This window comes from Nocardia sp. NPDC059240 (assembly GCF_042753865.1).
In the GTDB taxonomy this organism is placed as follows: Bacteria; Actinomycetota; Actinomycetes; order Mycobacteriales; family Mycobacteriaceae; genus Nocardia.
Genome location: NZ_JBHZAC010000003.1, coordinates 848,321 through 871,236 on the forward strand (window position 1 = coordinate 848,321; position 22,916 = coordinate 871,236).

The 22,916-nt window shown below is 68.5% G+C and carries 20 protein-coding genes and 1 pseudogene; 9 read left to right on the forward strand and 12 right to left on the reverse strand.

The window, feature by feature from the left end; all coding sequences use genetic code 11:
- The first annotated feature begins 3 nt into the window (after window positions 1-3).
- Window positions 4-2,271, forward strand: a complete 2,268-nt coding sequence (locus tag ACFXHA_RS14225; RefSeq protein WP_379356511.1) for an MMPL family transporter — start codon at window positions 4-6, stop codon at window positions 2,269-2,271.
- Here the strand turns inward: ACFXHA_RS14225 and ACFXHA_RS14230 are convergent.
- The 4 genes from ACFXHA_RS14230 to ACFXHA_RS14245 form a co-directional block, all read right to left on the reverse strand.
- The gene (locus ACFXHA_RS14230) at window positions 2,268-2,921 is read right to left on the reverse strand and encodes a DedA family protein (protein ID WP_379356513.1); all 654 of its coding nucleotides are present in this window, start codon (window positions 2,919-2,921) and stop codon (window positions 2,268-2,270) included. The two genes, ACFXHA_RS14225 and ACFXHA_RS14230, sit on opposite strands and share 4 nt — an antisense overlap.
- Before the next feature lie 29 nt (window positions 2,922-2,950).
- Window positions 2,951-4,267 (reverse strand): hypothetical protein, encoded by a 1,317-nt coding sequence (locus tag ACFXHA_RS14235; RefSeq protein ID WP_379356515.1) that lies wholly within the window; start codon window positions 4,265-4,267, stop codon window positions 2,951-2,953.
- Window positions 4,268-4,330: 63 nt separating this feature from the next.
- Window positions 4,331-5,968 carry an amidohydrolase gene (locus ACFXHA_RS14240; protein WP_379356516.1) on the reverse strand — a complete coding sequence of 546 codons (1,638 nt, stop codon included), beginning with the start codon at window positions 5,966-5,968 and terminating at the stop codon, window positions 4,331-4,333.
- Window positions 5,969-6,014: 46 nt separating this feature from the next.
- Window positions 6,015-6,554, reverse strand: coding sequence for a helix-turn-helix domain-containing protein (locus ACFXHA_RS14245; RefSeq protein WP_379356518.1), 540 nt, complete (start codon window positions 6,552-6,554; stop codon window positions 6,015-6,017).
- A gap of 75 nt (window positions 6,555-6,629) precedes the next feature.
- Here ACFXHA_RS14245 and ACFXHA_RS14250 point away from each other — a divergent pair, with 75 nt between their 5' ends.
- Together ACFXHA_RS14250 and ACFXHA_RS14255 are read left to right on the forward strand one after the other, a co-directional pair.
- Window positions 6,630-7,988: a serine aminopeptidase domain-containing protein gene (locus ACFXHA_RS14250; RefSeq protein WP_379356520.1), complete on the forward strand. Its 1,359-nt coding sequence runs from the start codon at window positions 6,630-6,632 to the stop codon at window positions 7,986-7,988.
- Window positions 7,985-8,425, forward strand: a complete 441-nt coding sequence (locus tag ACFXHA_RS14255) for a hypothetical protein (RefSeq protein WP_379356522.1) — start codon at window positions 7,985-7,987, stop codon at window positions 8,423-8,425. The genes ACFXHA_RS14250 and ACFXHA_RS14255 overlap by 4 nt, the downstream gene beginning before the upstream one ends.
- Here ACFXHA_RS14255 and ACFXHA_RS14260 read toward each other — a convergent pair.
- The 4 genes from ACFXHA_RS14260 to ACFXHA_RS14275 form a co-directional block, all read right to left on the reverse strand.
- Window positions 8,422-9,588, reverse strand: a complete 1,167-nt coding sequence (locus ACFXHA_RS14260; RefSeq protein ID WP_379356524.1) for a low temperature requirement protein A — start codon at window positions 9,586-9,588, stop codon at window positions 8,422-8,424. The genes ACFXHA_RS14255 and ACFXHA_RS14260 overlap by 4 nt on opposite strands.
- Before the next feature lie 131 nt (window positions 9,589-9,719).
- Window positions 9,720-13,235, reverse strand: a complete 3,516-nt coding sequence (locus ACFXHA_RS14265) for a protein kinase (RefSeq protein ID WP_379356526.1) — start codon at window positions 13,233-13,235, stop codon at window positions 9,720-9,722.
- Between the two features lie 158 nt (window positions 13,236-13,393).
- The gene (locus ACFXHA_RS14270) at window positions 13,394-14,173 is read right to left on the reverse strand and encodes a helix-turn-helix domain-containing protein (protein ID WP_379356527.1); all 780 of its coding nucleotides are present in this window, start codon (window positions 14,171-14,173) and stop codon (window positions 13,394-13,396) included.
- Window positions 14,174-14,225: 52 nt separating this feature from the next.
- Window positions 14,226-14,666, reverse strand: coding sequence for a nitroreductase family deazaflavin-dependent oxidoreductase (locus tag ACFXHA_RS14275; protein WP_379356529.1), 441 nt, complete (start codon window positions 14,664-14,666; stop codon window positions 14,226-14,228).
- Window positions 14,667-14,802: 136 nt separating this feature from the next.
- On the opposite strand from ACFXHA_RS14275, the gene ACFXHA_RS14280 reads away from it, so the two are divergent.
- The 4 genes from ACFXHA_RS14280 to ACFXHA_RS14295 all read left to right on the forward strand — a co-directional run bounded on the left by ACFXHA_RS14280 (window position 14,803) and on the right by ACFXHA_RS14295 (window position 18,770).
- A complete protein-coding gene (locus ACFXHA_RS14280; RefSeq protein ID WP_379356531.1) occupies window positions 14,803-15,579 on the forward strand; it encodes a succinate dehydrogenase cytochrome b subunit in 777 nt (258 codons plus the stop codon).
- Window positions 15,576-17,528: a fumarate reductase/succinate dehydrogenase flavoprotein subunit gene (locus ACFXHA_RS14285; RefSeq protein WP_379356533.1), complete on the forward strand. Its 1,953-nt coding sequence runs from the start codon at window positions 15,576-15,578 to the stop codon at window positions 17,526-17,528. The genes ACFXHA_RS14280 and ACFXHA_RS14285 overlap by 4 nt, the downstream gene beginning before the upstream one ends.
- The gene (locus tag ACFXHA_RS14290; protein ID WP_379356535.1) at window positions 17,525-18,274 is read left to right on the forward strand and encodes a succinate dehydrogenase/fumarate reductase iron-sulfur subunit; all 750 of its coding nucleotides are present in this window, start codon (window positions 17,525-17,527) and stop codon (window positions 18,272-18,274) included. Before ACFXHA_RS14285 ends, ACFXHA_RS14290 begins: the two co-directional genes overlap by 4 nt.
- A 304-nt stretch (window positions 18,275-18,578) precedes the next feature.
- Window positions 18,579-18,770: a hypothetical protein gene (locus ACFXHA_RS14295; RefSeq protein ID WP_379356537.1), complete on the forward strand. Its 192-nt coding sequence runs from the start codon at window positions 18,579-18,581 to the stop codon at window positions 18,768-18,770.
- 38 nt (window positions 18,771-18,808) lie between these two features.
- Here the strand turns inward: ACFXHA_RS14295 and ACFXHA_RS14300 are convergent, their stop codons facing one another.
- The gene (locus ACFXHA_RS14300; protein WP_379356539.1) at window positions 18,809-19,585 is read right to left on the reverse strand and encodes a hypothetical protein; all 777 of its coding nucleotides are present in this window, start codon (window positions 19,583-19,585) and stop codon (window positions 18,809-18,811) included.
- Between ACFXHA_RS14300 and ACFXHA_RS14305 the strand changes: the two genes are divergently transcribed.
- Entirely contained in the window at window positions 19,584-19,847 is a 264-nt protein-coding gene (locus ACFXHA_RS14305; RefSeq protein ID WP_379356541.1) for a hypothetical protein, read from the forward strand. The two genes, ACFXHA_RS14300 and ACFXHA_RS14305, sit on opposite strands and share 2 nt — an antisense overlap.
- On the opposite strand, the pseudogene ACFXHA_RS14310 reads toward ACFXHA_RS14305, so the two are convergent.
- Window positions 19,835-20,938 (reverse strand): annotated as a pseudogene (locus ACFXHA_RS14310) (RNA polymerase sigma factor); the annotation flags it as partial. The gene ACFXHA_RS14305 and the pseudogene ACFXHA_RS14310 sit on opposite strands and share 13 nt — an antisense overlap.
- 362 nt (window positions 20,939-21,300) lie before the next feature.
- Between ACFXHA_RS14310 and ACFXHA_RS14315 the strand changes: the two are divergent.
- Window positions 21,301-21,720 (forward strand): hypothetical protein, encoded by a 420-nt coding sequence (locus ACFXHA_RS14315; protein WP_379356543.1) that lies wholly within the window; start codon window positions 21,301-21,303, stop codon window positions 21,718-21,720.
- A gap of 98 nt (window positions 21,721-21,818) precedes the next feature.
- Here ACFXHA_RS14315 and ACFXHA_RS14320 read toward each other — a convergent pair whose 3' ends face one another.
- Together ACFXHA_RS14320 and ACFXHA_RS14325 are read right to left on the reverse strand one after the other, a co-directional pair.
- A complete protein-coding gene (locus tag ACFXHA_RS14320; RefSeq protein WP_379356545.1) occupies window positions 21,819-22,457 on the reverse strand; it encodes a Uma2 family endonuclease in 639 nt (212 codons plus the stop codon).
- 63 nt (window positions 22,458-22,520) lie between these two features.
- Window positions 22,521-22,901: a hypothetical protein gene (locus tag ACFXHA_RS14325; protein ID WP_379356547.1), complete on the reverse strand. Its 381-nt coding sequence runs from the start codon at window positions 22,899-22,901 to the stop codon at window positions 22,521-22,523.
- Window positions 22,902-22,916 lie beyond the last annotated feature (15 nt).

The following is a 22,916-nucleotide window of genomic DNA, read 5'->3' on the forward strand; positions in this document are numbered from 1 at the left end:
TCGATGAGCGCACTGCTGGGCCGGATCGGCGACTTCGCCTTCCGACGCCGTGGCCTGGTCGTCTCGATCTGGGCCGTCCTGCTGATCGCCGTCGTGGGCGGGGCCGTACTCGCCGGCGGCCGCCTCGACGACCGCTTCACCGTGCCCGGGGCCGAGTCCCAGCGGGCGCTGGACTCGCTGTCACAGACCGCGCCCGACGCGGCGGGAGCCAATGCGCAGATCGTCTTCACCGCCCCGGCGGGTCACCTCATCAGCGAACCGCCCTACAAGACGGCCATCGGGCAGACCTTGCAGGCGGCGGGCACCGCGCCGGGCGCGATCGGAGTGACCGCGCCGCAGCAGGCGGGCATGGTGTCCCCCGATCAGCGGACCGCGATCGGTGTCGTGCACTTCGACGGCGACCGGTCCAAGGTCACCAGCGCCGCGCGGGAGGCGGTGGAACGCTCGGCCGATCCGGCACGCGAAGCCGGACTGGAGGTTTCGGTCGGCGGTTCCGCGTACGGGGTGGGTGAGATGCACCCGGGCATCACCGAGGTGATCGGGATCGCGGTGGCCGTGCTGGTGCTGCTGATCACCTTCGGCTCACTACTGGCCGCCGGAATGCCCATTCTCTCAGCGGTTTTCGGTATCGCCGTCACGGTCGGCGGGATGCTGGGGCTGGCGGCGGTGGTGCCGATCTCCTCAACCGCGCTGACGCTGGCGCTCATGCTGGGCCTCGCGGTGGGAATCGACTACGCCCTGTTCATCCTGTCGCGGCACCGCTCGCAGCTCGCGGCGGGACTCCCACCACGGGAATCGGTGCGCCGCGCCAATGAAACCGCGGGCAGCGCAGTGGTTTTCGCGGGCACCACGGTGATCATCGCGCTGGCCGCACTGAGCGTGATCGGCATTCCCTTCCTGACCGTGATGGGCCTGGCCGCCTCGGGTGCGGTGCTGGTCGCGGTGGCGGTGGCACTCACCCTGCTGCCCGCGCTGGCCGGATTCGCCGGTGGCCGTCTGACTCCGCGCCCCGGCTCGCGCACGCATCGCCGGATCACCGCGGGCACGGACGACTCCGCCCTGCACCCAGACGACACCGCCCTGCGACCGAATAGCACCGCCGGGCATGCAGGCGGTACCCCTTCACCCGCAGGCGACACCACCACGCGCCGGGAGAGCATGGGTGCGCGGTGGGCGCGGCTGGTCACGGCGCGACCGCTGGTCACCGTGGTGGCCGTGGCCGGGGCGCTGATCCTACTGGCCCTGCCCGTCGCGTCGCTACGAACAGCCTTGCCCGACAATGGTTCCGCCGCCACGTCGTCCGGTCAGCGGCAGGCGTACGACACCATTGCGGCGAAGTTCGGGCCCGGTTTCAACGGCCCGCTGGTGGTGGTCGTTGACGCGCCGGATGGTGATACCCACGCCGCCGCGACGGTCGCCGACACGGCGCGCAAGCTGCCCGATGTCGCCTACGTCGCCGCGCCGCAGCCGACCCGGCAAGCGGGGCAGTCGCTGATCCTGGTGGTCCCGTCGAGTGCGCCCGAGTCGCAGCAGACCGCCGATCTCGTGCACGCGCTGCGCGACCGTGTCCCGGCGGCGGTCCCGGGTGCACAGGTGGCCGTCACCGGCGACACCGCGGTCACCATCGATGTCTCGCAACGGCTTTCGTCGTCGCTGCTGCCGTTCCTGGCGATTGTGGTCGGGTTGAGCCTGGTGCTGCTGGTCGTGGTTTTCCGTTCGATCGCGGTGCCGGTGAAGGCGGCTCTGAGCTTCCTGCTGTCGGTCGCGGCAGCGCTGGGAACGACGGTGGCGGTGTTCCAATGGGGTTGGGCCGCTGACCTTTTCGGTGTCACCAAGGTCGGTCCGGTGGTGAGCTTCCTGCCGATCATCCTGGTGGGCGTGCTGTTCGGGCTGGCCATGGACTACCAGGTGTTCCTGGTGTCCGGGATTCGCGAACAGTGGCTGCACATCGGTGACGCGCAATCCTCGATCATCGAGGGCACCCGGCACAATGCCCGGGTGGTGACGGCGGCGGCGACCATCATGGTGGTGGTCTTCGCATCCTTCGTGCCCACCGACGACGCGCTGATCAAGCCGATCGCCTTCGCGCTGGCGGTGGGGGTGCTGGTGGACGCGTTCGCGGTGCGGCTCACGCTGGTCCCGGCGGTGCTGGCGCTGCTGGGTCGCCGGGCCTGGTGGCTGCCGCGCGGCCTGGACCGGGTGCTGCCGGCACTGAATCTCGAAGGGCCGCAACCCGAGCGCGAGCCGAGCCGGGAACCGGCCCTGGTCTAGCCCTCCTGGGTGGCTTCGTGGGTGGCTTCGTATTCGGCCTCGATGCCGCGTTCGCGGCGCCGCTCGCGCAGCTTCCAGATGATCAGGCCCAGGATTACCACGGCCGCGACCGCGATGGCCAGGTCGCGGCCGACGGTCTTGGCCACCGCCTCGTAAGACTGCCCCGCCACGAATCCGAGCACCACGAACGTTGTGCCCCAGACGATTCCACCGGCCGCGTTGAAGATCAGGAAGCGCCGGTAGGGCATCCGCGAGGTGCCGGCGAGGGCGGGCATCATGGCGCGGAAGAAGGCGGTGAAGCGGCCCAGGAACACCGCCCAGCCGCCGCGGCGGGCCAGATAGTCCTGGGCCTTGTCGAGGCGGCCGCGGTGGCGGTCGAGCAGTTTGATCTGCAGCAGCCGTGGGCCGACGTGCTTGCCGACCTCGTAACCGACACTGTCGCCGAGGATCGCGGCGGCCACCACCAGCACGATCATCACGCCGAGCACCACGTGCCCCTGGCTGGCGGCCACGCCGCCGAGCACCGCCGCGGTCTCGCCGGGGATCACGAAGCCGACGAAGATCGCGTCCTCGACGAACACCAGCAGGGTGACGACGAGGTACACCCAGATCGGGGCGATATCCAATATCCGGTGCAGCAGCGAGTTCATGTCCGCCACGGTACCCAGGCGGGTCGGGCTCAGGTCACGGGATCGTCCTCGGGGCGGCGGCGCAGCAGCACCCACAGGCCCACCGCGCATGCCGCCGCCAGGGCGGTCGCCGTCCAGCCCGGTGCGAAGGATTTGAAATCGTCGATGACGCAGGGCTTTCCGGGATCGGTCAGCAGGCAGTGGCCGCGCCGGGCGTAGTCGCGCAGCGCGAGCACCGGGGACGGCACGTAGACCAGCGCGATGCCGAGCACGCGGGTGGAGCCGTAGCGCGGGGTGACCGCGCCGAAACAGTAGCCCGCCAGCACCGCGAGCAGGCCGTGTCCGAGGCCGGTCAGGACCGCGGGGTGCCCGGCCGCGACCACCAGCACCGAATACGCCGACAGTCCGATGGTGCCGACCGCCGCGATCCGCACTGCGGGCCAGCGGGTTCCGGCCAGCAGGCCGACCGCGACCAGCGCCAACAACAGCGGCAGCGACCAGCCCGGGATCCGGTTGGCCAGCACCACGCTGCCCGTGCCCGCCAGGCCCACCGCCAGCAGCACCTGGCTGCCGTCGCGGTCGGGCAGCAGGAGCGCAGCGAGCAGGGCTGCCACCGCGGTCGCCCCGGTCGCCACCGCGATATCGCGCCAGCTGTCGCCGTGGCGGGCCAGGATGCCGGACCCGAACAGGCTCACCCCGATCACGAACGCGCCCGCGATGATCGGCACGATGGGCAGCTGGATCGAAAGCGCTTCGGCCGGTTGCGTGCCCGGCTCCCGCAGGAACCGCCAGCCGATCAGCACCAGGGCCACGGTGACCAGCCACAGCGGGGGCGAGTCGAGGGCGGGCCAGTTCTGCGGGAAGTGCTGATCGACCATCCGGGAGCGGGTTTCGGGCACGTACGCCTGCAGCACCACCCCGGCGATGGCCCCGAGCAGCCAGGCCAATGCCGCCCAGGAGTAGCGGGATTCGATGCGGGAGCGTGACAGCACCGCCGCGCCGGAACCGCCGAAGATCAGACCGCCCGCGATCGAGTCCAGGAAGTTCAGGGTCGCCAGCGAGGTGCCGAGCACGGCGTGCCGTCCGAGCAGATGGTTCACGAACAGCAGTGCCGCCCCACCCAGCGCGACACCCCAGCGCAGACTCTGCCCGCCCAGCGCGGTCGCGAGCACCGCCGCGACCACGGCGACCAGCGCTCCCGCCGCAATCGCCTGCGGCAGACTGAAAACCAGCAGATCCAGCCGCAACTGCGAGCTGCGCGAGGTCCACGCGAAGTCGATGGGCACCATCAGCGACAGTCCCGCGATGAGCGCCGCCAGGAATGCGGTGACGATCTCCGCACCCTCCCGGCTCCCCCGGATCGTCATCGACGCCCGGGTGGCCGCGCTTCGAAAACCCGCTGATCTGCACCCATCCGGGCAGAGTAGCAATCAAACAGCAATCGATCCGGGAGGCTGGACCTCGCCGTGGATCAGACGGCCGCCGATCACCGTGTGCGTGGGTTGCAGGTCCTGGAGCTGCCGCGCGGGCGCGGTGGTGGGGTCGAGGGGCCACAGGGTCAGGTCGGCCAGGCGGCCGGGCGCGAGGAGGCCGCGGGTATCGGACTCGCCCAGCAGGGCAACGGCATTCGTGGTGTGCAGGGTGATGGCCTCGGCGGCGGTGATGGCGTGTTCGGGGCCGCGGACGCCGGTGACGGTTTCGCGGGTCACCATGCCCCAGACCGAGCGCATCGCGCCGTAGGCGCCGACCGGGTAGTCGGAGCCGCCGGTCACCAGTGCGCCGCGATCGATCCAGCCGCGCGCGGGGAACAATCGGTCGACCCGTTCCGGACCCCAGTAGGTGTCCTCGATCCGGGCGACATCGTGCAGCAGTGGCTGCTGGATGGTGACGGGAATGCCCATTGCCACGGCGCGGGCGCGCAATTCGTCGTCGGCGAGGCCGCCGTGTTCCATGACCAGCGTTCCGGCCGGCAGTTCCGGGTGGCGGGTCCGCAGTGCGGCGTAGACATCGAGGAGTCGCTCCACCGCGCGGTCTCCGTAGGCGTGCGTCCCGATCCGCCAGCCGCGCCGCAGGACTCGGTCCATGGCTTCCACCAGCACCTCCGGCTCCCAGGTGAGGTAGCCGTGGAAGGCGTGGTCGCAGGCGTAGGGCTCGCGGGTGGCCCCGGCCTCGATGCCGCCGTCGAGCCCGAACTTCACACCCCACACCGACAGCCACGGGCCGGGCAGGTAACGCCATTCCTCGAGCCGGTCCAGCAGTTCCTCGACGGCGTCGACGGTCTGTAATCCCAAGGCGGAAGCCATGACTCGCACTCGAACCCGCAATGCTCCAGCGTCGAGGGCGGCCTGCAGCACCGGAAGATCCCCGACCGGGACCATGGCGTCACGCACCGCCCCGATGCCTTTAGCCGCGTAATCCTGTGTGGCGGTGCGAAATCCGTCGATCCGCTGGGCCGCGGTGGCGGCCGGGAGCAGCCGCGCCACCAAGGGGATGGCATTGTCCTGCAGCCAGCCGTTGAGTGCGCCGTCGGCGTCGCGCCCGATGTGGCCGCCCGCCGGATTCGGGGTCGCGGCGGTGATTCCGGCCAATTCCAGTGCGGCGCTGTTGACCACGATGTTGTGGCCGCCGCGCATGAGCAGCACCGGATGCTTGTCGGTGGCCGAGTCCAGTTCCCGCGCGGTCGGGAAGCGCCGTTCGGGCAGGTTGATCTCCTGCCAGTTCGCGGTGGTGCGGATCCACTGCCCCGGCGGGGTCTGTCGGGCGCGTTCGCGAATCAACTCCAGCAGTTCCGGGATGTCGCGGGCGGTGTGCACGGGCACGTCGTGGGCGCTGTTGGCGGCGATGATCAGGTGGGTGTGGGTGTCGTCGAAGGCGGGCAGCACGGTCGCGTCCGGGTGGTCGAGGACCACGGTGTCGCCGGTTACCCAGTCGTCCAACCCGTTCGGATCTTCCGACACGGCCGCGATGCGGTCCCCGCGCACCGCCAGCGCCCGCTGCGGGCCCTGCCCCGGCACCAGCGTGTGGATGACACCCGCCCGGATCAGCAGATCCGCCCGTTCGTTCGACATGCTCACTCCTCACCGAATTCTTTACCCACCGTAACGATGACCCGGGCTATTCGGTGCTCGCCCGCTCGATCGGAAAATGGATGGGGCTCAACAGGTATTGGTCACGCCCCGGAGCGGGCTGATTGTCCAGGCGCGGCACGATGACCGCACGCAGATCGGTGATGAGCTGCTCGAGTTCTTCGCGGTTCAGCCACAGGGCATGTTGCCGGAAGCCGACGAGATCGGCTGCCGGGTCGGCATTCCCACCGGCGAGGTAGGCGTCGAATTCGGCGACCAGCACGGCCATGGCCATGGCGAAGACCGAGCGGTAGCCGTCGGCGGGGAGGGCGGCGGCAGCCTCGGCCGGGATGGCCGCGCGGTCCTGCCGCAATCGGTAGAGGCGTTCCACCGCACCGCGCACCCGGCGCTCCTCGGCCACCTCCAGGATTCCGGCGGCGGTCAAGGCGTCGACGTGGCGGTACACGGTCGCCTTCGAGGTGTCGGGCAGGCGGGCGCACAGTTCGCCGGTGGTGAGGGTGCGGTCGCCGCGCAGTGCGTGCACGATGCGCAGCCGCGCCGGATGTGCCAGCAGCTCGAAAGTTTCCACTTCCCGACTTTCTCATATCCTGCTAACGTTCTCAATAGTAAGAATGATTGCACTGATTGAGAAAGGTTCGGCGGCATGACCGTTCACCACGACTCCACCACCGACAAGAACCCCGCGACCGTGGCCACCACCGTCGCCGAGCTGCTCCGCGACGAACGCTTCGACGAACTCGCGACCCTGTTCGCGCCCCGGATGGCGGCGGTGGTGTCCGCCGAGACCGTGCGCGTCGGCTGGACCGGGGAGATCGCCAAGATCGGGGCGGTGCGCGAGCTCGGCACGCCCGTGGTCGAACCCTCCGACGACGGACTGACCAAAACGCAGGTGCTCGTGACCTGCGAGAGCGGCGGTCTGGCGGTACACCTGGCCGTCGACGCCGCCGGCCTGCTGCACGGGCTGCGGCTGGCGGCGCCCGCCGAATCCGGCTGGACCGCACCGGATTACGCCTCGCCCCGGCTGTTCACCGAACGGGAGATCAGCCTGGGTTCGGGTGCCACCGCGGTCTCGGGCACGCTGACGCTGCCCAAGGGCCGCGGCCCGCGGCCCGCCGTCGTGCTCGTCGCCTCGGGACCCGCCGATCGCGATGTCACCGTCGGCCCGAACAAGCCGTTCAAGGACCTCGCCTGGGGGCTGGCCGCGCGCGGTGTGGCGGTGGTGCGCTTCGACAAACTGAGCCACACGCACGGCGGATCCGAATCCGCCCCGGGCTTCACCATGGTCGACGAATACCTTCCGCACGCGCTCGCGGCGGTCGAGTTGCTGCGGCGGGAGCCCGGTGTCGATCCGGCGCGGGTGTTCGTGGCCGGGCACAGCGGCGGCGGTAAGGCGGCACCGCGCATCGCGGCCGCGGACCCGGGCATCGCCGGGGTGATCATTCTGGCCGGGGACACCATTCCGCTGACCCGGTCCATCCTGCGCGCCCTGCACCACATCGCGGCGGTGCAGCCGGAGGAGGATCTGACCGACATCCTGGCCGCCACCCGGAAACAGGTCGCGTGCACCGAGAGTCCCGCGCTGTCGGCGCACACCCCTGCCACCGAGTTGCTGTTCGGCTGGCCCGCCTCCTACTGGCTGGATCTGCGCGACTACGACCAGGTCGCCACCGCCGCCACCCTGAACCGGCCGATCCTGCTCGTGCAGGGTGGCCGCGATTATCAGGTCACGGCCGAGGAGGATCTGCCGCTGTGGGAGGCAGGGCTGGCTGGAGCCGATGTCACCGTGCGCGTCCATCCCGCCGATGACCACATGTTCTTCCGGGGGACCGGCCCGTCCACCCCGGCCGGGTATCTGGTTGCGCAGCATGTGGATCCGGTGGTGATCGCCGAGCTCGCGGAGTGGGTCGGTGCCGAGCCCGTTCGTCCGACCGTGCGCGATCGGATCGCGGATTTGCGGAATCGGTTGCGCGGCAGCGGTGCTCGAGCCAGCATCAGCGGATGAAATTAGGACACGTTGCAGTTCTGTCGGTGGCGGCGGCCGCGACCCTCGGCTCGACGACCGGAATCGCCACCGCGGACGCACAGCCACTCCGGACCCGCCATGCCGAGATCGCGGCCTCCTACATCTACGCGCTGGTCAGCCATGACGCCTCGAACGTCCCGTTCGCACCCGACGCGACCCGGGTCGAGGCGGGCCTGCAAACCGGTTACTCCGGACCACAACTCACCAACGACCTCGACCACGGCGTGCAGTACTCGGTCATCCAGCGCATCCACGACCTCCAGATCAGCGAGGACGGTGACACCGTGACCACCCGCTACCTCCTCGACTCCGGCTTCGCCGGCGTGCGATTGGTGACCGTGGACATCACCGAAACCTTCGTGATCCACGACGATCAGATCCAGACCATCGTCGCCACCATCGTGCCGGTGGGCTAGCGCGCCCGCAACGGGTTCCGCAGCAGCAGGAGTGGGCGGCCGGTCGAGACGATCCAGTGCTCGAAGATGTTGAGACCGGCCAGGATCGCGGTGGTCAGGGCCAGCACGGTGATCTGTGGCAGTAGCGGGGTGGCGAGGGTGAGGGCGGCCAGCACCAGGGCGGTGATCAGCCGGCCGAGGGTGGCCGCGCCGAACATGCGCCAGCGGGTGAACAGGAAGGTCGTGACGAACAGGGTCGCGCCCAGGGGCAGTAGGTATCCGGCCGCGCCGTGCGCGACCGCGGTCGGATGCTCGACCATGGTGCGCGCGCCGACCGCCACCAGCACCAGGCCGATGACCAGCAGGAGATGTCCGTAGCTGAGCACATCCCGCACCACGGTGCCGCGGATCTGATTGGTGCGCAGGGAATGTTCGACCGCGGAGAAGCCGTAGGCGAAGTACAGCCACCACAGGCCGCAGCCGAGCAGGAAGATCAGTACCACCGCGATCCAGGCCACCACGCCCAAATGGGCCTCTGCCGCTTCGGATCCCACCGAGGCGACGGTCTCGCCGAGCGCGATGATGACGAAGGTGGCGAAGCGTTCGGGCAGATGCGTCGCCCCGAACTGGACCGTCTGCAGTCGCCGCGCCAGCAGGGCCGGACCCCCGAAGGCCAGCAGCACCGCGACGATCCACAGCCCGTTGCGCAACCCGCCCGCCGGCACCAGCGCGGCCACCACCAGGATCACCGCCGCGACAACGGTGACGGTGAACGGATTGAACCAGTTGGCGAACGCGCCCGCCTGCGAGAACGCCCGCTTGCGCTGCATCTCCACCCACAGCATCACCCGCAACACCAGATGCGCGATGGCCAGCAGCAACGGCTGCGCGTGCCCGGTGAACGCGTGCGGCGCGGTAATCGCGACCACGAACATGCACAGCCCACAAGCGAACAGGAACAACCGCTGCCGGTTCGAATCCTCCACCCCGTGCACCGACAACGTGGTCCCCACCCACGACCACCACATGATCCCCAGCAGCAGCACCGTCTGCCCGACCGCGCCCCAACTCTGCCCCGCGAACGCCACATGCGCCGCCTGCGTCACCGCGAAGACCAGCACCAGATCGAAGAACAACTCCGCCCAGCTGGCCCGCTCATGCGCCTCGTGTTGCGGTTCAGTCACCCGTAATCCCTGTCCACCTCGATATCCAGCGCGCCCACTGTACTGAAGATGCCCGCCCCGATGCCGCCCCCAACAATCCGGGCACATCGGACATTCCGCCCGACTGGATTTGGCGGGTCATGTGCACGGTCTCAGATGGTTTGGGCGGCATGGGCTTCGACCAGGGCTTGGAGGAAGGCGGGTGGGACCTCCGGCCAATCCGGTTGCCAGTGGCCTGCGAGTTGGTCGGTGTGGAGGGCGGCGAGGGTGGCTACCACGTGGGGGCCGCCGTCGAGGATGTAGCGGACCGAATCGTGTTCGGCGCATTGGGCGAGGACGGTGGCGAGGAGGGATTTGGCTTCGTCGGGGTGGTCGGTGGCGGCCAGGCAGGCGACCAGGAGGCGGCGGGCCTTGAGGAGTTCTCGGGGGCGGTGGACCGATTCGAGCAGGTCGACCCATTCCTGGGCCCAGGCACGGGCGAGTTCGCGGCCGACGGGGTCGGGTTCGGCGAGCAGCAGGCGGATGGCGGTAAATTCCTCGTAGAGGACCGTGATTTCGTCGATCTCGTCGGTGGGGACGCGGCGGTGGTCGTGGTCGACGACCGGGAGCGGGCCGAATTCGGGGTGCGGGGGCAGGCCCAGGCGCAGGCGCTCGTTCTCGACCTCGGCGCGCAGGCGGGGCAGCGACATCGAGAGGGCCACGCGCGCACCCTCGTTCAGGCGGCGGATGGCGGCGGCCCGGTCGCCGCGCAGCGCCTTCACGCGGGCGCCGACCACATAGCGGGCCAGCTTGAAATCGACGACACCCGCGTCGGGGCCGAGCTTGTAGCCGTCGTCGAGCAGCCGTTCGGCCTCGGCGAGTTCGCCACGCTCATACAGCAGTTCACCCAGCAGCGATCCGGCCAGCCGCGCACCGTAGGAGTGACTGCCGCCGGACTGCTTGGCGATCTTGAGCGCGCCCCGGAAGTACTCCTCCGCGCGCGGAATGTCGAGTTGCAGACTGGCGGCCAGGCCGAGAAAGCAGAGGCCGTGAATGTTGTTGTAGAACCCCTTGTTCCGGCGCATGTACGGGGCCGACCACTCCTGGATGCGGACCGCCTCGTCGAAGTCGTAGCGGTACCCGGCCGCAAGACTGGCCACATTCGCGCCGATGGCCACCACATACGGGGACAGTTCCTCGGCGAGGAGGAAGCACGGGGTCAGCCATTCCTCCACGCCGGTCAGCACATCCGCGCGCACGGTCACCACCGCGTGCACCACGCCCGCCTCGGCGCGCAGCAGATCCCGCGCATGCGGGTCCAGGTCGTCGAGGGTCGATTCCGCCAGGGCCAGTGCGCGTTCGGCGGGCCCGGCCCGATGCAGCAGGATATTCGCCCACGCCAGATCCAGTTGCAGCCGCGGGTGGGTCTCGATCACCGCGGGCGGCAGCTTGTTGACCAGCCCGATGAGGCTGGCCATCTGCCCGTACTCGAGCAGCGACATGCCGTCGCTTTCCACGATCTCCACGGCCCGCTGCTCGTCCCCGGCGAGCAGCGCGTGATCGACGGCCTCGCTCACGTGCCGGTGCTCGGCGAACCATTGCGAGGCGGTGCGATGCAGGGCCTCGATCTGTTCGGGGCGACCGTATTCGAGCCTTTGCCGCAGGAAATCCTGGAACAGCTGGTGGTATTGGAACCACTGCCCGCCATCGAGGCGACGCAGGAACAGATCCTGCTGTTCGATCTGTTCCAGCAGCGCCTGCCCGTCCGCGACACCGGTGAGGGCGCTCGCCAGCTCGCCGCAGGTCCGTTCGGTCAGCGCGGTCGCCACCATGAACTCGAGCACGCCCGGTTCGAGGGCTTCCAGCACGTTCTCGGCCAGGAATTTCCCGATGGCGTGATGGCGGCCGGTGAGCTGCCCGATCAACTGCCCCGGATCCTCACTGCCGCGCAACGACAATGCCGCCAATTGCAGCGCGGCCGCCCAGCCACCGGTCGATTCGGTGAGATCTTCCACATCGCCGCGGTCCAGGTCCAGCCCGTCCAGCTCGACGAGCAGCTCGTAGGCTTCCGCGGCGGTGAAACGCAGTGCGGCGGTGTCGATTTCCACCAGCTCGCCGCGGGCGCGCATGGAGCTCATGGGCAGCCCGGTCTGACGCCGGCTGGTCACCAGGATGCGCAGCGCCGGACTGCAACTCTCGATGAGGAAGCGCAGCGCCGCCTGGGTGTCGGGGGCGGCGACGCGATGCCAGTCGTCGATGACCACCGTCAATTGCTCACCGCGCCGGTCGATGTCATTGATCAGCGAGGTCAGCACGAACCGTCCGGCGGCGTCGCCGTGCTCCTCGAGCAGCTGCCCGAGTTCGCGGGCCAGGGCGGGGCGGGCCTTACGAATGGCCTCGATCAGATGCGAGAGGAACCACACCACATTGTCGTCGTCACTGTCGACGGTCAGCCAGGCCACCGAATCGCCCGCCGCCGTGACCGCCGTGCACCACTGCGCGGCGAGGGTGGTCTTACCGAAACCGGTGGGGCCGTGCACGACCGCGAGCCGGCAGTCACCGGCGGAGTGCAGGGCGTCGAGCAGGCGCGGACGCGGCACGAGAGCCCGGGAGAGGGTGGGCGGGCGCAGCCGGGTGGCCGGTACCGGCGGGGTCGCGGTGGTGGTGCGTCCGGCCCGGCGACGGCTCGAGGTCGGCGTATGACCCGACGGGGTGAATCCGGGCGGGGTGAATCCGGATGGCGTGATCCGCCCCGACTCGGCCGCCGTGCCGTCCGACTCCAGGGCGGGTAGCGGAATCGCCATCTCGTCCGGCGAGAGTCCCTGCCGCTCTTGGATCTCCCGCAGCGCCGCCCCGAATTCCGCGGCCGACTTGGGCCGCTCGGTGCGTTCCCGCGCCATGGCGGCCTCGATCACCCCGGTCAGTTCCGGCGGCAATCCCGCGTCCCCGAGATCGGGCAACGGGTGCTTGGTGATCCGCACGAACTGCGCGATCAACTGTTCGCCACTGCGCCGCTCGAATACCGCGTGCCCGGTCCCGGCGCAGAACAGGGTGGCGGCCAGCCCGTAGACGTCGGCCGTCACATCGGGTGTCTGCCCCTGCAGCACCTCGGGCGCGGTGTAGGCGGGCGACCCGGCGACCGTTCCCGCCGCGGTCTCGAAACCGCCTGTCAGCCGGGCGATCCCGAAGTCGGCCAGCTGCGGTTCGCCGTATTCGGTGAGCAGGATGTTGCCCGGCTTCACATCCCGGTGCAGCAGTCCCCGCCGGTGCGCGGTCTCCAGCGCGCCCGCCAACTTCACCCCGTAGTGCAGCAGTTCCTGCCACTCCACGATCCCGCGCTGCTGGATCCGCGCGTCGAGAGACCCCTGCGAGTGATACGGCATCACGATGAACGGCCGCCCGGTATCGGTCGACCCCGCCTCGTACACGGTCACGATGTTCGGGTGCCCGCACAGCTTGCCCATGGCCAACTGCTCACGCACGAATCGTTCCAGCGCATCGGACTCGAGATCCGCGGTCAGCACCTTGATGGCGACGGTCCGCTCGAGGGCGGGCTGAAAGCATCGGTACACGACCCCGAACCCGCCCCGGCCGATCTCGACGGCCTCCCCGAATCCGGCCGCGGCCAATTCCGCGACGAACCCCGAGGTCACATCGCGGCGCGTAGAAAACGGATCGATCTGCCCCACAGCGACCCCGATACGACAACGAGCCTTACCAACCCGAGCATAAGCCGCATACCGCGTCCGCGCGGAGGAGTCGGGCACCGCCGCCGATCTTCGCACCCGCGGGGCAGCGCGAGCGGAAAAGCATCGGCACCATCGGCATCGGTCCGAGCGACCGAGCATCAGCGCGTGCGGAAGAATTCCTCGGAGTCCGCGTCGAGCGGATAGAACAGTTCGATCCGCAATTCCTCGAGCGTGATGTCGTGCGCGGCGTCGAAGTGGGCCGCCAGCAGACCGGTCCGGATCAGCCGGGCCCCGCGCCGGAAGGTGGAGCACGCGACCAGGTCGCCGGGGTCGCGGTGCGGGGCCGGCAGCCCGGCGAGCATGGCGTCGAGGCGCCCGATCAGCCCGGGCAGCCGCTCGTCGGAGGGTGAGCGGGCGAGTTGGGTGCGCAGCCGGGCGCGGGCGGCCCAGGCCACCTCCAGCCAGTCGGACTCGGTCTCCGGGGCCGTGCTCTCCACGATGTAGCGCTCGATCATGTTGCTGCCCACGGGATCCCGCCCGAAAAGGGCCGCGCACCCCTGATTGGCGGCGATCACCGTCCCGTAGGCGTCGAGCACCAGCGCCGGGAACGGTTCGTGCGCCCGCAGCAGCCGATCCATCGCCCCGGTGAACGGCGCCCAGCGCGGATCGTGCACGGTCACATCGGGATACGCCGGCGCGAACCCCGCCGCCCGCAGCAGTTGATTGCGATCCGGTAGTCCCAGGTCCAGGACATCGGTCACCCGCAGCACCAGTTCCCGCTCCGGCTCGGCCCGCCCCGCCTCCACCATCGACAGCACCCGCGTGCTGACCCCTACCCGCTCCGCGAGTTCGGCCTGACTGACGTGGCGAATCTTGCGCCACAGCCGCAGCCGCTCCCCGAACGACTCCTCATCCGGGACCCCCGAAATCGATCCCATGCCCGCAACCTTGCCAGACCCCGTCCCCCGCCGTCCCCCGGTCCGCGAATTGCTAAGTGGTGGAATCGTTTTCCAGGATGATCACCGGAATCTCGCGTGCGGTGCGCAGCTGGTACAGCGCATAGTTCGGCGCACGGCAAACAATCTGCCGCCACAGTCCGGCGCGCTCCGCCGAATCCGCTGTGCGCGCGACCATCCGGCGTTCGGTGCCGGAGATATTCACCGTGACATGCGGATCTGCACACAGATTCCGATACCACTGCGGATGCCGGGGCTCCCCGCCGAAGGACGCGATCAGCACCACCCGTTCCCCGACCGGCAGCGGCGTACTGAGCATGGTCACCCGTGGCTGCCCGGTCTTGCGCCCAATCGTGGTCAGCCGCACCACCTTGGTCCCCGGAATCCCGCCCAGCACTTGACCGTTCGTCCGATCGAACACGGCTCGGTGCGCGCCGCCCGCCATCCGCGACAGCACGGTCACAAGACTTTCCATCACCCCAGACTAGACCGTCTCAGACAATTAAAGCGCCGGTCGGGCGAAACCGCCGGAGACCTTACTGTTGCCGTGTGGTTGCCGCACTGCCCGGGAGTGCGGCGGTACCTTCTGAATTCGAGGAGGTTCGGATGCGATGACGCATGCTGCCGAGATCGTCGAAACCGCCGACGGGGGCCACGAGGTGGCCCGCGGGCCCGCCGCCGCCCTACCCCGATGGGAGTGGCGGGTCCGACCGTCCTCCATCACCTTGAAGCTGATCATGGCCGTTACCGGGGTGATTTTCGCGTTGTTCGTCCTGGTCCACATGGTCGGCAATCTGAAGGTCTACCTGGGCGCCGAACACTTCGACGAGTACGCGCACTGGCTGCGCACGCTGCTGCAGCCCTTCCTGCCCTACGAGGGCGCGCTGTGGATCTTCCGGGTGGTGCTGCTGGGTTGCCTGCTCGCCCATGTCGGGTCGGCGGTGCTGCTGACCCGGCGGGCGCATGCGGCCCGGGGGAAGTTCCGGCGCAAGGGCATGACGGGACTGCGCTCGTTCACGGCCCGGACCATGTTGGTCACCGGTCTGGTGTTGTTGCTGTTCATCGTCTTCCACATCCTGGATCTGACCGTCGGCGCGCGACCGTTCGCCAGCACGTCGTTCACCGACGCCACCCGCACCACCAGTCACGCCTACGCCAATCTGGTCGCCAGCTTCGACCGCCCCGTCGTCGCGGTGTTCTATCTCCTGGCCATGGCCCTGCTCGGCGCGCATCTGGCGCACGGATTGTGGACGGCGGTCAATGATCTCGGCATCACCGGGCAACGCACGCGCCAGGTCTGTGTCGCGCTCGGCGGCCTGCTCGCGCTGGCGGTGATGATCGGCAATATGACGATTCCCGTCGCGGTGTGGATCGGAGTGGTGTCATGATGCTCGACCCGTTGGCCGATCTGCGCACGATCGGCGATCCGATCACCGGCGGTGTCCCCGAGGGCGATCCGGCCCGCGCCTGGCAGCAGCGCTGCCTGGACTATCGGCTCGTCAGCCCGCTCAATCGGCGCAAGTTCACCGTGATCGTGGTGGGCACCGGCCTGGCCGGCGCGGGCTGTGCCGCGGCGCTGGGCGAACTCGGTTTCCACGTCGAATGTTTCACCTTTCACGATGCGCCCCGCCGCGCGCACAGTGTGGCCGCGCAGGGCGGTATCAATGCCGCCCGCGCCCGCAAGGTCGACAACGACAGTGTCGAGCGTTTCGTGAAGGACACCGTCAAGGGCGGGGATTTCCGTGCCCGCGAGGCGGATTGCTTCCGGCTGGCCGCCGAATCGGCGCGGGTGATCGATCACATGAACGCCATCGGCGCGCCCTTCGCGCGCGAGTACGGCGGCAGCCTCTCGACCCGATCCTTCGGCGGCGTGCAGGTTTCGCGCACCTATTACACGCGCGGCCAGACCGGTCAGCAGTTGCAGGTCGCGGGCAGTCAGGCGCTGCTGCGGCAGGTGCACGCGGGCACGGTGAAGCTGCACACCCGCAGCGAGATGCTCGATCTCATCGTCTCCGACGGCCGCGCGCGCGGCATCGTGGCGCGGGATCTGGTCACCGGCGCGGTCACCGCCACCACCGGGCACGCGGTGGTGCTGGCGACCGGCGGCTACGGCAACGTCTTCTATCGCTCCACGCTGGCCCGCAATTCGAACGCCACCGCGACCTGGCGGGCGCACATGCGGGGCGCGTTGTTCGCCTCGCCCGCCTTCATCCAGTTCCATCCGACCGCGCTGCCGGTGAACTCGGAGTGGCAGTCGAAAACCATTCTGATGAGCGAATCCCTGCGCAACGACGGCCGAATCTGGGTGCCCGCCAAGGCCGGTGACGACCGCGACCCGGGCGATATCCCCGAGGGCGAGCGCGACTACTACCTCGAGCGCATGTACCCGTCCTATGGCAATCTCTCGCCGCGCGACGTGTCCTCCCGCGCCGCCCGCAATCGGATCGACGCCGGGCACGGGGTGGGCCCGCTGCACAACAGCGTCTACCTGGACTTCCGTGACGCGTTGGCCCGGCTGGGCCGCGACACCATCGCCGAACGCTACGGCAACCTCTTCTCGATGTACCGCGACGCCACCGGCGAGGATCCCTACCGGACGCCCATGCGGATCGCGCCCGGCGCGCACTTCTCGATGGGCGGGCTGTGGAGTGATTTCGACCAGATGACCTCCATCCCGGGGCTTTTCGTGGCAGGTGAGGCGAGCTGGGGTTATCACGGAGCCAACCGGCTGGGTGCGAACTCGCTGCTGTCGGCCTGTGTCGACGGCTGGTTCACGCTGCCCTACGCCGTGCCGAATTATCTGGCGGGACAACTCGGTACCGCGCCGCTGGCCGCCGACGATCCCGCGGTGACGGCGACGGTTTCCGAGGTCGAGGGCCGGGTCGGGGCGCTGCTGGCGGTCGGCGGCTCGCAAGGCCCGGACCGCTTCCATCGACGGCTGGGCGAGCTGCTCTACGCCGGGTGCGGGGTGTCGCGTTCGGCGCAGGGGCTGACCGACACCATTGCCGCGATCGACAAGCTGACCGCCGAATTCTGGTCCGATCTGCGGGTCGCAGGCACCGGTGAGCAGTTCAATCAGGAACTCGAAAAGGCCGGTCGCGTCGCCGATTTCCTCGGTCTGGCCCGGCTCATGTGCCTGGACGCGCTCGATCGCGACGAGTCCTGCGGCGCGCATTTCCGCGTCGAACACCAGACCCGCGACGGCGAGGCGCGCCGCGACGACGCGAATTGGGCCTTCGTCTCCGCGTGGGAGTACCGGCCCGACGGCCCGCAGATCCGCCACGACGAGCCGCTGACGTTCGCCGCCGTCCCGCTACAGACGAGGAACTACGTATGAGGCTGACGTTGCAGATCTGGCGGCAGGCCGACACGGCCGCGTCCGGCGGCTACGAGGACTACGTCGTCGAGGACGCCACCCCGGAGATGTCGCTGCTGGAACTTCTCGACCGGCTCAACGACAGCCTGGTGGCGGCGGGCCGCGACCCGATCGCCTTCGACTCCGACTGCCGCGAAGGGGTCTGCGGCTCTTGCGGAATCACCGTGGACGGCCGACCGCACGGCCCGCTGCCCAACACCCCGTCCTGCCGCCAGCACGTGCGCTCGTTCACCGACGGCGCGCGCGTGCGCATGGAACCGTTCCGCTCGGCCGCCTACCCGGTGGTGCGCGACCTGGTGGTGGACCGCTCGGCCCTGGACCGGCTGATCGAGGCGGGCGGGCATATCGCCGTGGACGCGGGCACCGCCGCCGACGCCGACGCCGAACCCCTCCCCCACGACGACGCCGAATACGCCCTGGACTTCGCGGCCTGTATCGGTTGCGGCGCGTGCGTGGCCGCCTGCCCCAATGGCGCGGCGCACCTCTATGCCGGAGCCAAACTGCTGCACCTGGGGACGGTGACGCGCGGCAAACAGGAACGCAGCCGCCGTGCTCGCAACCTGGCCGGGCAGATGGAGGAGGAGTTCGGGCCGTGCTCGAGCTACGGCGAGTGCGCCGCGGTCTGCCCGGAGAGCATTCCGCTGACCGCGGTCGCGGCCGTCAATCGCGAGGTGGTGCGGGCACGATTACGCGGCCCGAAGAACTGACCGGCACCGGTGTGGCGCATATAACCACGGCTATTTCCCGACCGCATATGTAACCCCCGTCTCTCAAAAAGGGCTGTCCCTTCGTGGGATTCGCCTAACGCGATACCGGTCCGTGACCGGCCATCGGTTCAATGACACGAAAACCGCGATGCAGCACGGCTTTCGATGTGCGCCGCAGCACTCCGCGCCAGGTCCGACGCCTCGCTTTCGCCCAGCTCACGCGATAGATTCATGCTCGAGATCAACCGCGGCCCCCGGCACGGGCAACACCCGTTCACGCGAGCCGCACCTCGAATGGAGAATCATGAACAACCAAATTCAGTTCGCCGATCGCAATTTCGGATATTTCACCGTGCAGCAGCCGCGTCGCATCAACTACCGCATCGCGACCGCGTTCATCATCGGCATGCTGACCCTCGGATTCGCCGGGCACATGCTGCTCCCCGAAGCGGACCTGAGCGACCAGACCCCGGCCTCGGTGACCGTCCTGCGCTGACCCCGCGCGAGACCCGACAGCGCCGTCGCGGTCCCCGGTCAATCGACGTACTGCTGCCAGATATCGACCACCTTGCCGTCGCGCATCCGCATGATCGCGCGCATGTAGACCGGCAGGCTCTTGGTCAGCTTCCGGACATTGGCCAGCGAGGCGGCCACCGGCACCCGGCTCGCATTCCAGCCATTGGCGATCGGGCCGATTTCGTTGTGGCACATGATGAGAACGGCCGGGTCGATCGGCGCCGTCCGTTCCACACCGTTGGGGTCACTACCGGAGACGTTCCCCGGCACCAGGTGATCGCGGTACAGGACGTCCGTATAAGTCACCACATCATCCGCGCCGAATTGCAGGTCGACGATCGGATCGACCGACACCGGCGCGGCATCCGGCTCGAGTGCCGGATCGGACCTGGCTGCCAGCGTGGCGAATTGGCGCAACTCGACGATCCGCCCGTCCTTGACGCGGATGACAGCATCGACTCCGTCGTCCAGCCCGTCCTTCTTGCGGGCGTTCGCCCCGAACACCGCCGCCGTCACCGGCGTGAATGCGTAGCTCGTGGCGTCATCGTAGGTCACTGCGCATTGTGGCTCGTCGCAGCTGATCACAGCGTCCGGTGCGATCGGTGCACTGCCGTAACCCCCGGTCTCGTGATAACCGCGACCGACCGAGCCGGAACCCCACACCGAACGCACGAAGGTCAGCTCACCGAACGACAGCACATTGTCGTCACCGAGCTTGTACATCGACACCACCAGCGTCTGCGATGTCGACAGATCCAGGGTGTGCCCGCCGAACTGGGTGGGTGTATTCGCCATGGGCCTGCCGTCGCGCGAGGTCGTGGGCGGTGTAGTCGTTTTCGTCGGGACCGGTGTGGTGGTCGCCGTCGGCGAACCGGTCGCCGCGACCGGTGTGCCGGAATGCGAATCACACCCGCCGACCACCAATGCGACGCAAGCCACCATCGCAGCCACGAATATTGTTCGCCTGTACACGATTTCCCCCTCTGTCCGGCGACATTTCGTATCACGCAGAGGGACCGAGCTTCAAACCGATTTCGGCGCCGGTTATTCGAGGTAGCCCTGCAGGGACTGGGAGCGCGACGGGTGGCGCAGCTTCGACATCGTCTTCGACTCGATCTGGCGAATCCGCTCGCGGGTGACGCCGTAGACCTTGCCGATGTCGTCGAGGGTGCGCGGCTGGCCGTCGCCCAGCCCGTAGCGCAGATACATGACACCGGCCTCGCGCTCGGTGAGAGTGGCCAGTACCGCCCGCAGCTGCTCCTGCAGCAGGGTGAAGGCCACCGCCTCGACGGCGATGATCGCCTCGGAGTCCTCGATGAAATCGCCGAATTGGCTGTCGCCCTCGTCGCCGATCGTCTGATCCAGTGAGATCGGCTCGCGGGCGATCTGGCGGATCTCGAGGACCTTCGCCGGGGTGATGTCCAATTCCTTGGCGAGCTCCTCCGGCGTGGCCTCGCGGCCCAGCTCCTGCAGCAGCTCACGCTGCACCCGACCGAGCTTGTTGATGATCTCGACCATGTGCACCGGGATACGGATGGTGCGGGCCTGATCGGCCATGGCCCGGGTGATCGCCTGCCGGATCCACCAGGTGGCATACGTCGAGAACTTGAATCCCTTGCTGTAGTCGAACTTCTCGACCGCGCGCACCAAACCCAGATTGCCCTCCTGGATCAGGTCCAGGAAGGCCATGCCACGGCCGGTGTAGCGCTTGGCGATCGACACCACCAGGCGCAGATTCGCCTCCAGCAGATGATCTTTGGCCCGGATACCGTCCCGCTCGATCCAGGACAGGTCCCGGCGGCGTGCGACGGTGAGCCCCGTCGGCGACGCCGATTCGGCCCGCAACTTCTCCCCCGCGTACAGGCCGACCTCGATCCGGATCGCCAGATCGACCTCCTCGGCCGCGGACAACAACGGCACCCGGCCGATCTGCTTCAGATACGCCCGGGTCGAGTCTCCGCCCGCGGTGAGCTCGGCTTCCTTACGCGCTTTGCGCAGCGCCGGAGAATCGCTCTCGTCCCAGACCCCGCCGTCGGCGGCGTCGTCCTGCGCGGAGTCATCCTGCGCAGCTTCCTCTGCTACGGCGTCCTCCGGTGCGACGTCGTCGAGTTCCACCGGTTCCACCACTGAATCCTGGTCAGTCGCTTCGCCTTCGATAGTTGCCACATTCGCCTCTCCGAGAGATTCGGGCGGCATCGCGAGTCGAAAACAGGACCGCAGAGAGGCCTCGAGCGGCTCGGCAAATCACCGTGGCCACCCCCGAGCCTACTGGCCACCGCCGGATCCAGGGCAGCTCCCACCCCGAGTACCGAATCCCACGTATGTTTCCTACCTCGTCCACCGGGCCTGGTGGACGAATTCGAGGCGATTGCCGTCGACATCGGCGACATCGGCGACGTAGCACCCGGGCGCGATCGTTTCGGCCAATCGATCGCGTTTCATTGCTGCGGCGACGTAGAAACGTTAGCGTTTCACAAACTTGTCGACGTATGCAGAACGAGAGGCCGACAATGGCTTTCACCACCCGCGCTCTGGGGCTCGCCGCGTTGGGGGCCGCGGTCGCCGCTGTCGCCGCCACCGGAACCACCGCTACCGCGGACACCACCACCGACAGCGTCACCGTCTCCGGATCCAACTACCAGGTCGGCTGCACCTACACCCTGTCCGCCCCGTCGAAGATCTACGGCTTCACCGACCCGACGGACCCCAACAGCACCAGCCGACTCACCAACCCGAGCATCCCGTTCCTCGGAAGCAGCACCGCCTCCGCCACCGGAAGAGCCACCGCGAACTGGACCCCCACGGTCGTCGGCACCCACCAGATCTACGCCGACTACATGCTCGGCTTCCCCATGATCAACGACGCCTCCGGCCACTACGGCCCGGTCGTCGTCCAAGTCACCGCCGCCACCACCCCGAAGACCTGCTGACCCGAGGTCAGCCCTAGGCGCCTGATGCTGGGCGAAATCGGCCTCTCCTGGCCGCCGGCGCGAGGCGAACGCCCCCGCCACCGGACAGCCGAGGCCGATCAGTCCAAACCGAGATCGAGCTGATTCCAGCTGACGGTCACATCGAGCGGGTCCGAGGCATCGATGGCCACCGCATCACCGCGCGCACGCAACGACATGTTCTCTCGGACATAGGTCCCGTCGGCAGTAAGTCGCAACATTTCGATCGACGCCGCGGGGCCGTCATCCTGGACCATGCGCACGATCCAGTAATAGGGGATGCTCAGCCGGGCGTACTCCGCACGCTTCTCGACCAGGTCCGCGGTCACCGTATTCGGCGATACCACCTCGACGACAAGCAGCGTGTCCGCTGCCGTCGGCTTGGTCTTCCACTTGCCTCGCGGCTCATCGATACAGCGGTACACGATCGCGTCCGGCCGCTTGTAATGGAAGGGGACCTCGGCGACCAGCATGTCCAGCTCGCCACTGGCTCGCAGGCAAGGCGCGTCACCCGGCCGCTTGGAAACCGCGTCGCGCAGTGCCCCTTTGATGTTGTCACCGATAGCGACATGATTCGGCGACGGCGACTCGCAATGCACGATCATGCCGTCGCGAATCTCCACGGTGCGAGCGATATCTTCGGGCATACCCAGGTACATGGCCATGTCGATGACCGGGATCGAGGTACGCAGCCATGACCAATCGATCGCCTCGCTCATGCCGTCAGCCTAGCGTCATGACCACGTCAGAGCCCGGAGTCCAACCTCCCGAGTGGATAGAACTCACTCGCCGATGGCCAACTCGAGTTCGACCGGTGTCACGATGCCGAGATCGCGACAACCGCCTTCAACCCACCGCCCCAGGTCGTCACGAAACTCGGCGGCAAGCGCGTCGTCACGGGTGTAGTGGTTGACGATCCGGCCGGAGGAAATCGTAAGCCCCGCGCCGACGAGGCGGATCGCCAAGTTCAGGTCGTCGAGGCTCTCAACAGTGAGTTGGACGGGACCGATACAGCTGATGGACACATGCTGGCCGCCGACCGTGCCCGTGCTTCCGTCGGCGTAGCTGATTGTCAAGTCGCCATCCTTGCCGTTGCCGGAGTACAGAATCTCCCGAACGGGCTTGTTACTCAACGGAAGTGGCTCCCAGCAGGTGGCGGTCATGACTCGGAATCGTCG

What these genes read in the sequence shown, in the direction of transcription:
- ACFXHA_RS14225 (WP_379356511.1), top strand. Translation starts at nt 4, where the DNA reads ATGAGCGCACTGCTGGGCCGGATCGGCGACTTCGCCTTCCGACGCCGT.
- ACFXHA_RS14230 (WP_379356513.1), bottom strand. Translation starts at nt 2,921, where the DNA reads ATGAACTCGCTGCTGCACCGGATATTGGATATCGCCCCGATCTGGGTG.
- ACFXHA_RS14235 (WP_379356515.1), bottom strand. Translation starts at nt 4,267, where the DNA reads ATGACGATCCGGGGGAGCCGGGAGGGTGCGGAGATCGTCACCGCATTC.
- ACFXHA_RS14240 (WP_379356516.1), bottom strand. Translation starts at nt 5,968, where the DNA reads ATGTCGAACGAACGGGCGGATCTGCTGATCCGGGCGGGTGTCATCCAC.
- ACFXHA_RS14250 (WP_379356520.1), top strand. Translation starts at nt 6,630, where the DNA reads ATGACCGTTCACCACGACTCCACCACCGACAAGAACCCCGCGACCGTG.
- ACFXHA_RS14255 (WP_379356522.1), top strand. Translation starts at nt 7,985, where the DNA reads ATGAAATTAGGACACGTTGCAGTTCTGTCGGTGGCGGCGGCCGCGACC.
- ACFXHA_RS14270 (WP_379356527.1), bottom strand. Translation starts at nt 14,173, where the DNA reads ATGGGATCGATTTCGGGGGTCCCGGATGAGGAGTCGTTCGGGGAGCGG.
- ACFXHA_RS14275 (WP_379356529.1), bottom strand. Translation starts at nt 14,666, where the DNA reads ATGGAAAGTCTTGTGACCGTGCTGTCGCGGATGGCGGGCGGCGCGCAC.
- ACFXHA_RS14280 (WP_379356531.1), top strand. Translation starts at nt 14,803, where the DNA reads ATGACGCATGCTGCCGAGATCGTCGAAACCGCCGACGGGGGCCACGAG.
- ACFXHA_RS14285 (WP_379356533.1), top strand. Translation starts at nt 15,576, where the DNA reads ATGATGCTCGACCCGTTGGCCGATCTGCGCACGATCGGCGATCCGATC.
- ACFXHA_RS14290 (WP_379356535.1), top strand. Translation starts at nt 17,525, where the DNA reads ATGAGGCTGACGTTGCAGATCTGGCGGCAGGCCGACACGGCCGCGTCC.
- ACFXHA_RS14295 (WP_379356537.1), top strand. Translation starts at nt 18,579, where the DNA reads ATGAACAACCAAATTCAGTTCGCCGATCGCAATTTCGGATATTTCACC.
- ACFXHA_RS14305 (WP_379356541.1), top strand. Translation starts at nt 19,584, where the DNA reads ATGGGCCTGCCGTCGCGCGAGGTCGTGGGCGGTGTAGTCGTTTTCGTC.
- ACFXHA_RS14300 (WP_379356539.1), bottom strand. Translation starts at nt 19,585, where the DNA reads ATGGCGAATACACCCACCCAGTTCGGCGGGCACACCCTGGATCTGTCG.
- ACFXHA_RS14315 (WP_379356543.1), top strand. Translation starts at nt 21,301, where the DNA reads ATGGCTTTCACCACCCGCGCTCTGGGGCTCGCCGCGTTGGGGGCCGCG.
- ACFXHA_RS14320 (WP_379356545.1), bottom strand. Translation starts at nt 22,457, where the DNA reads ATGAGCGAGGCGATCGATTGGTCATGGCTGCGTACCTCGATCCCGGTC.
- ACFXHA_RS14325 (WP_379356547.1), bottom strand. Translation starts at nt 22,901, where the DNA reads ATGACCGCCACCTGCTGGGAGCCACTTCCGTTGAGTAACAAGCCCGTT.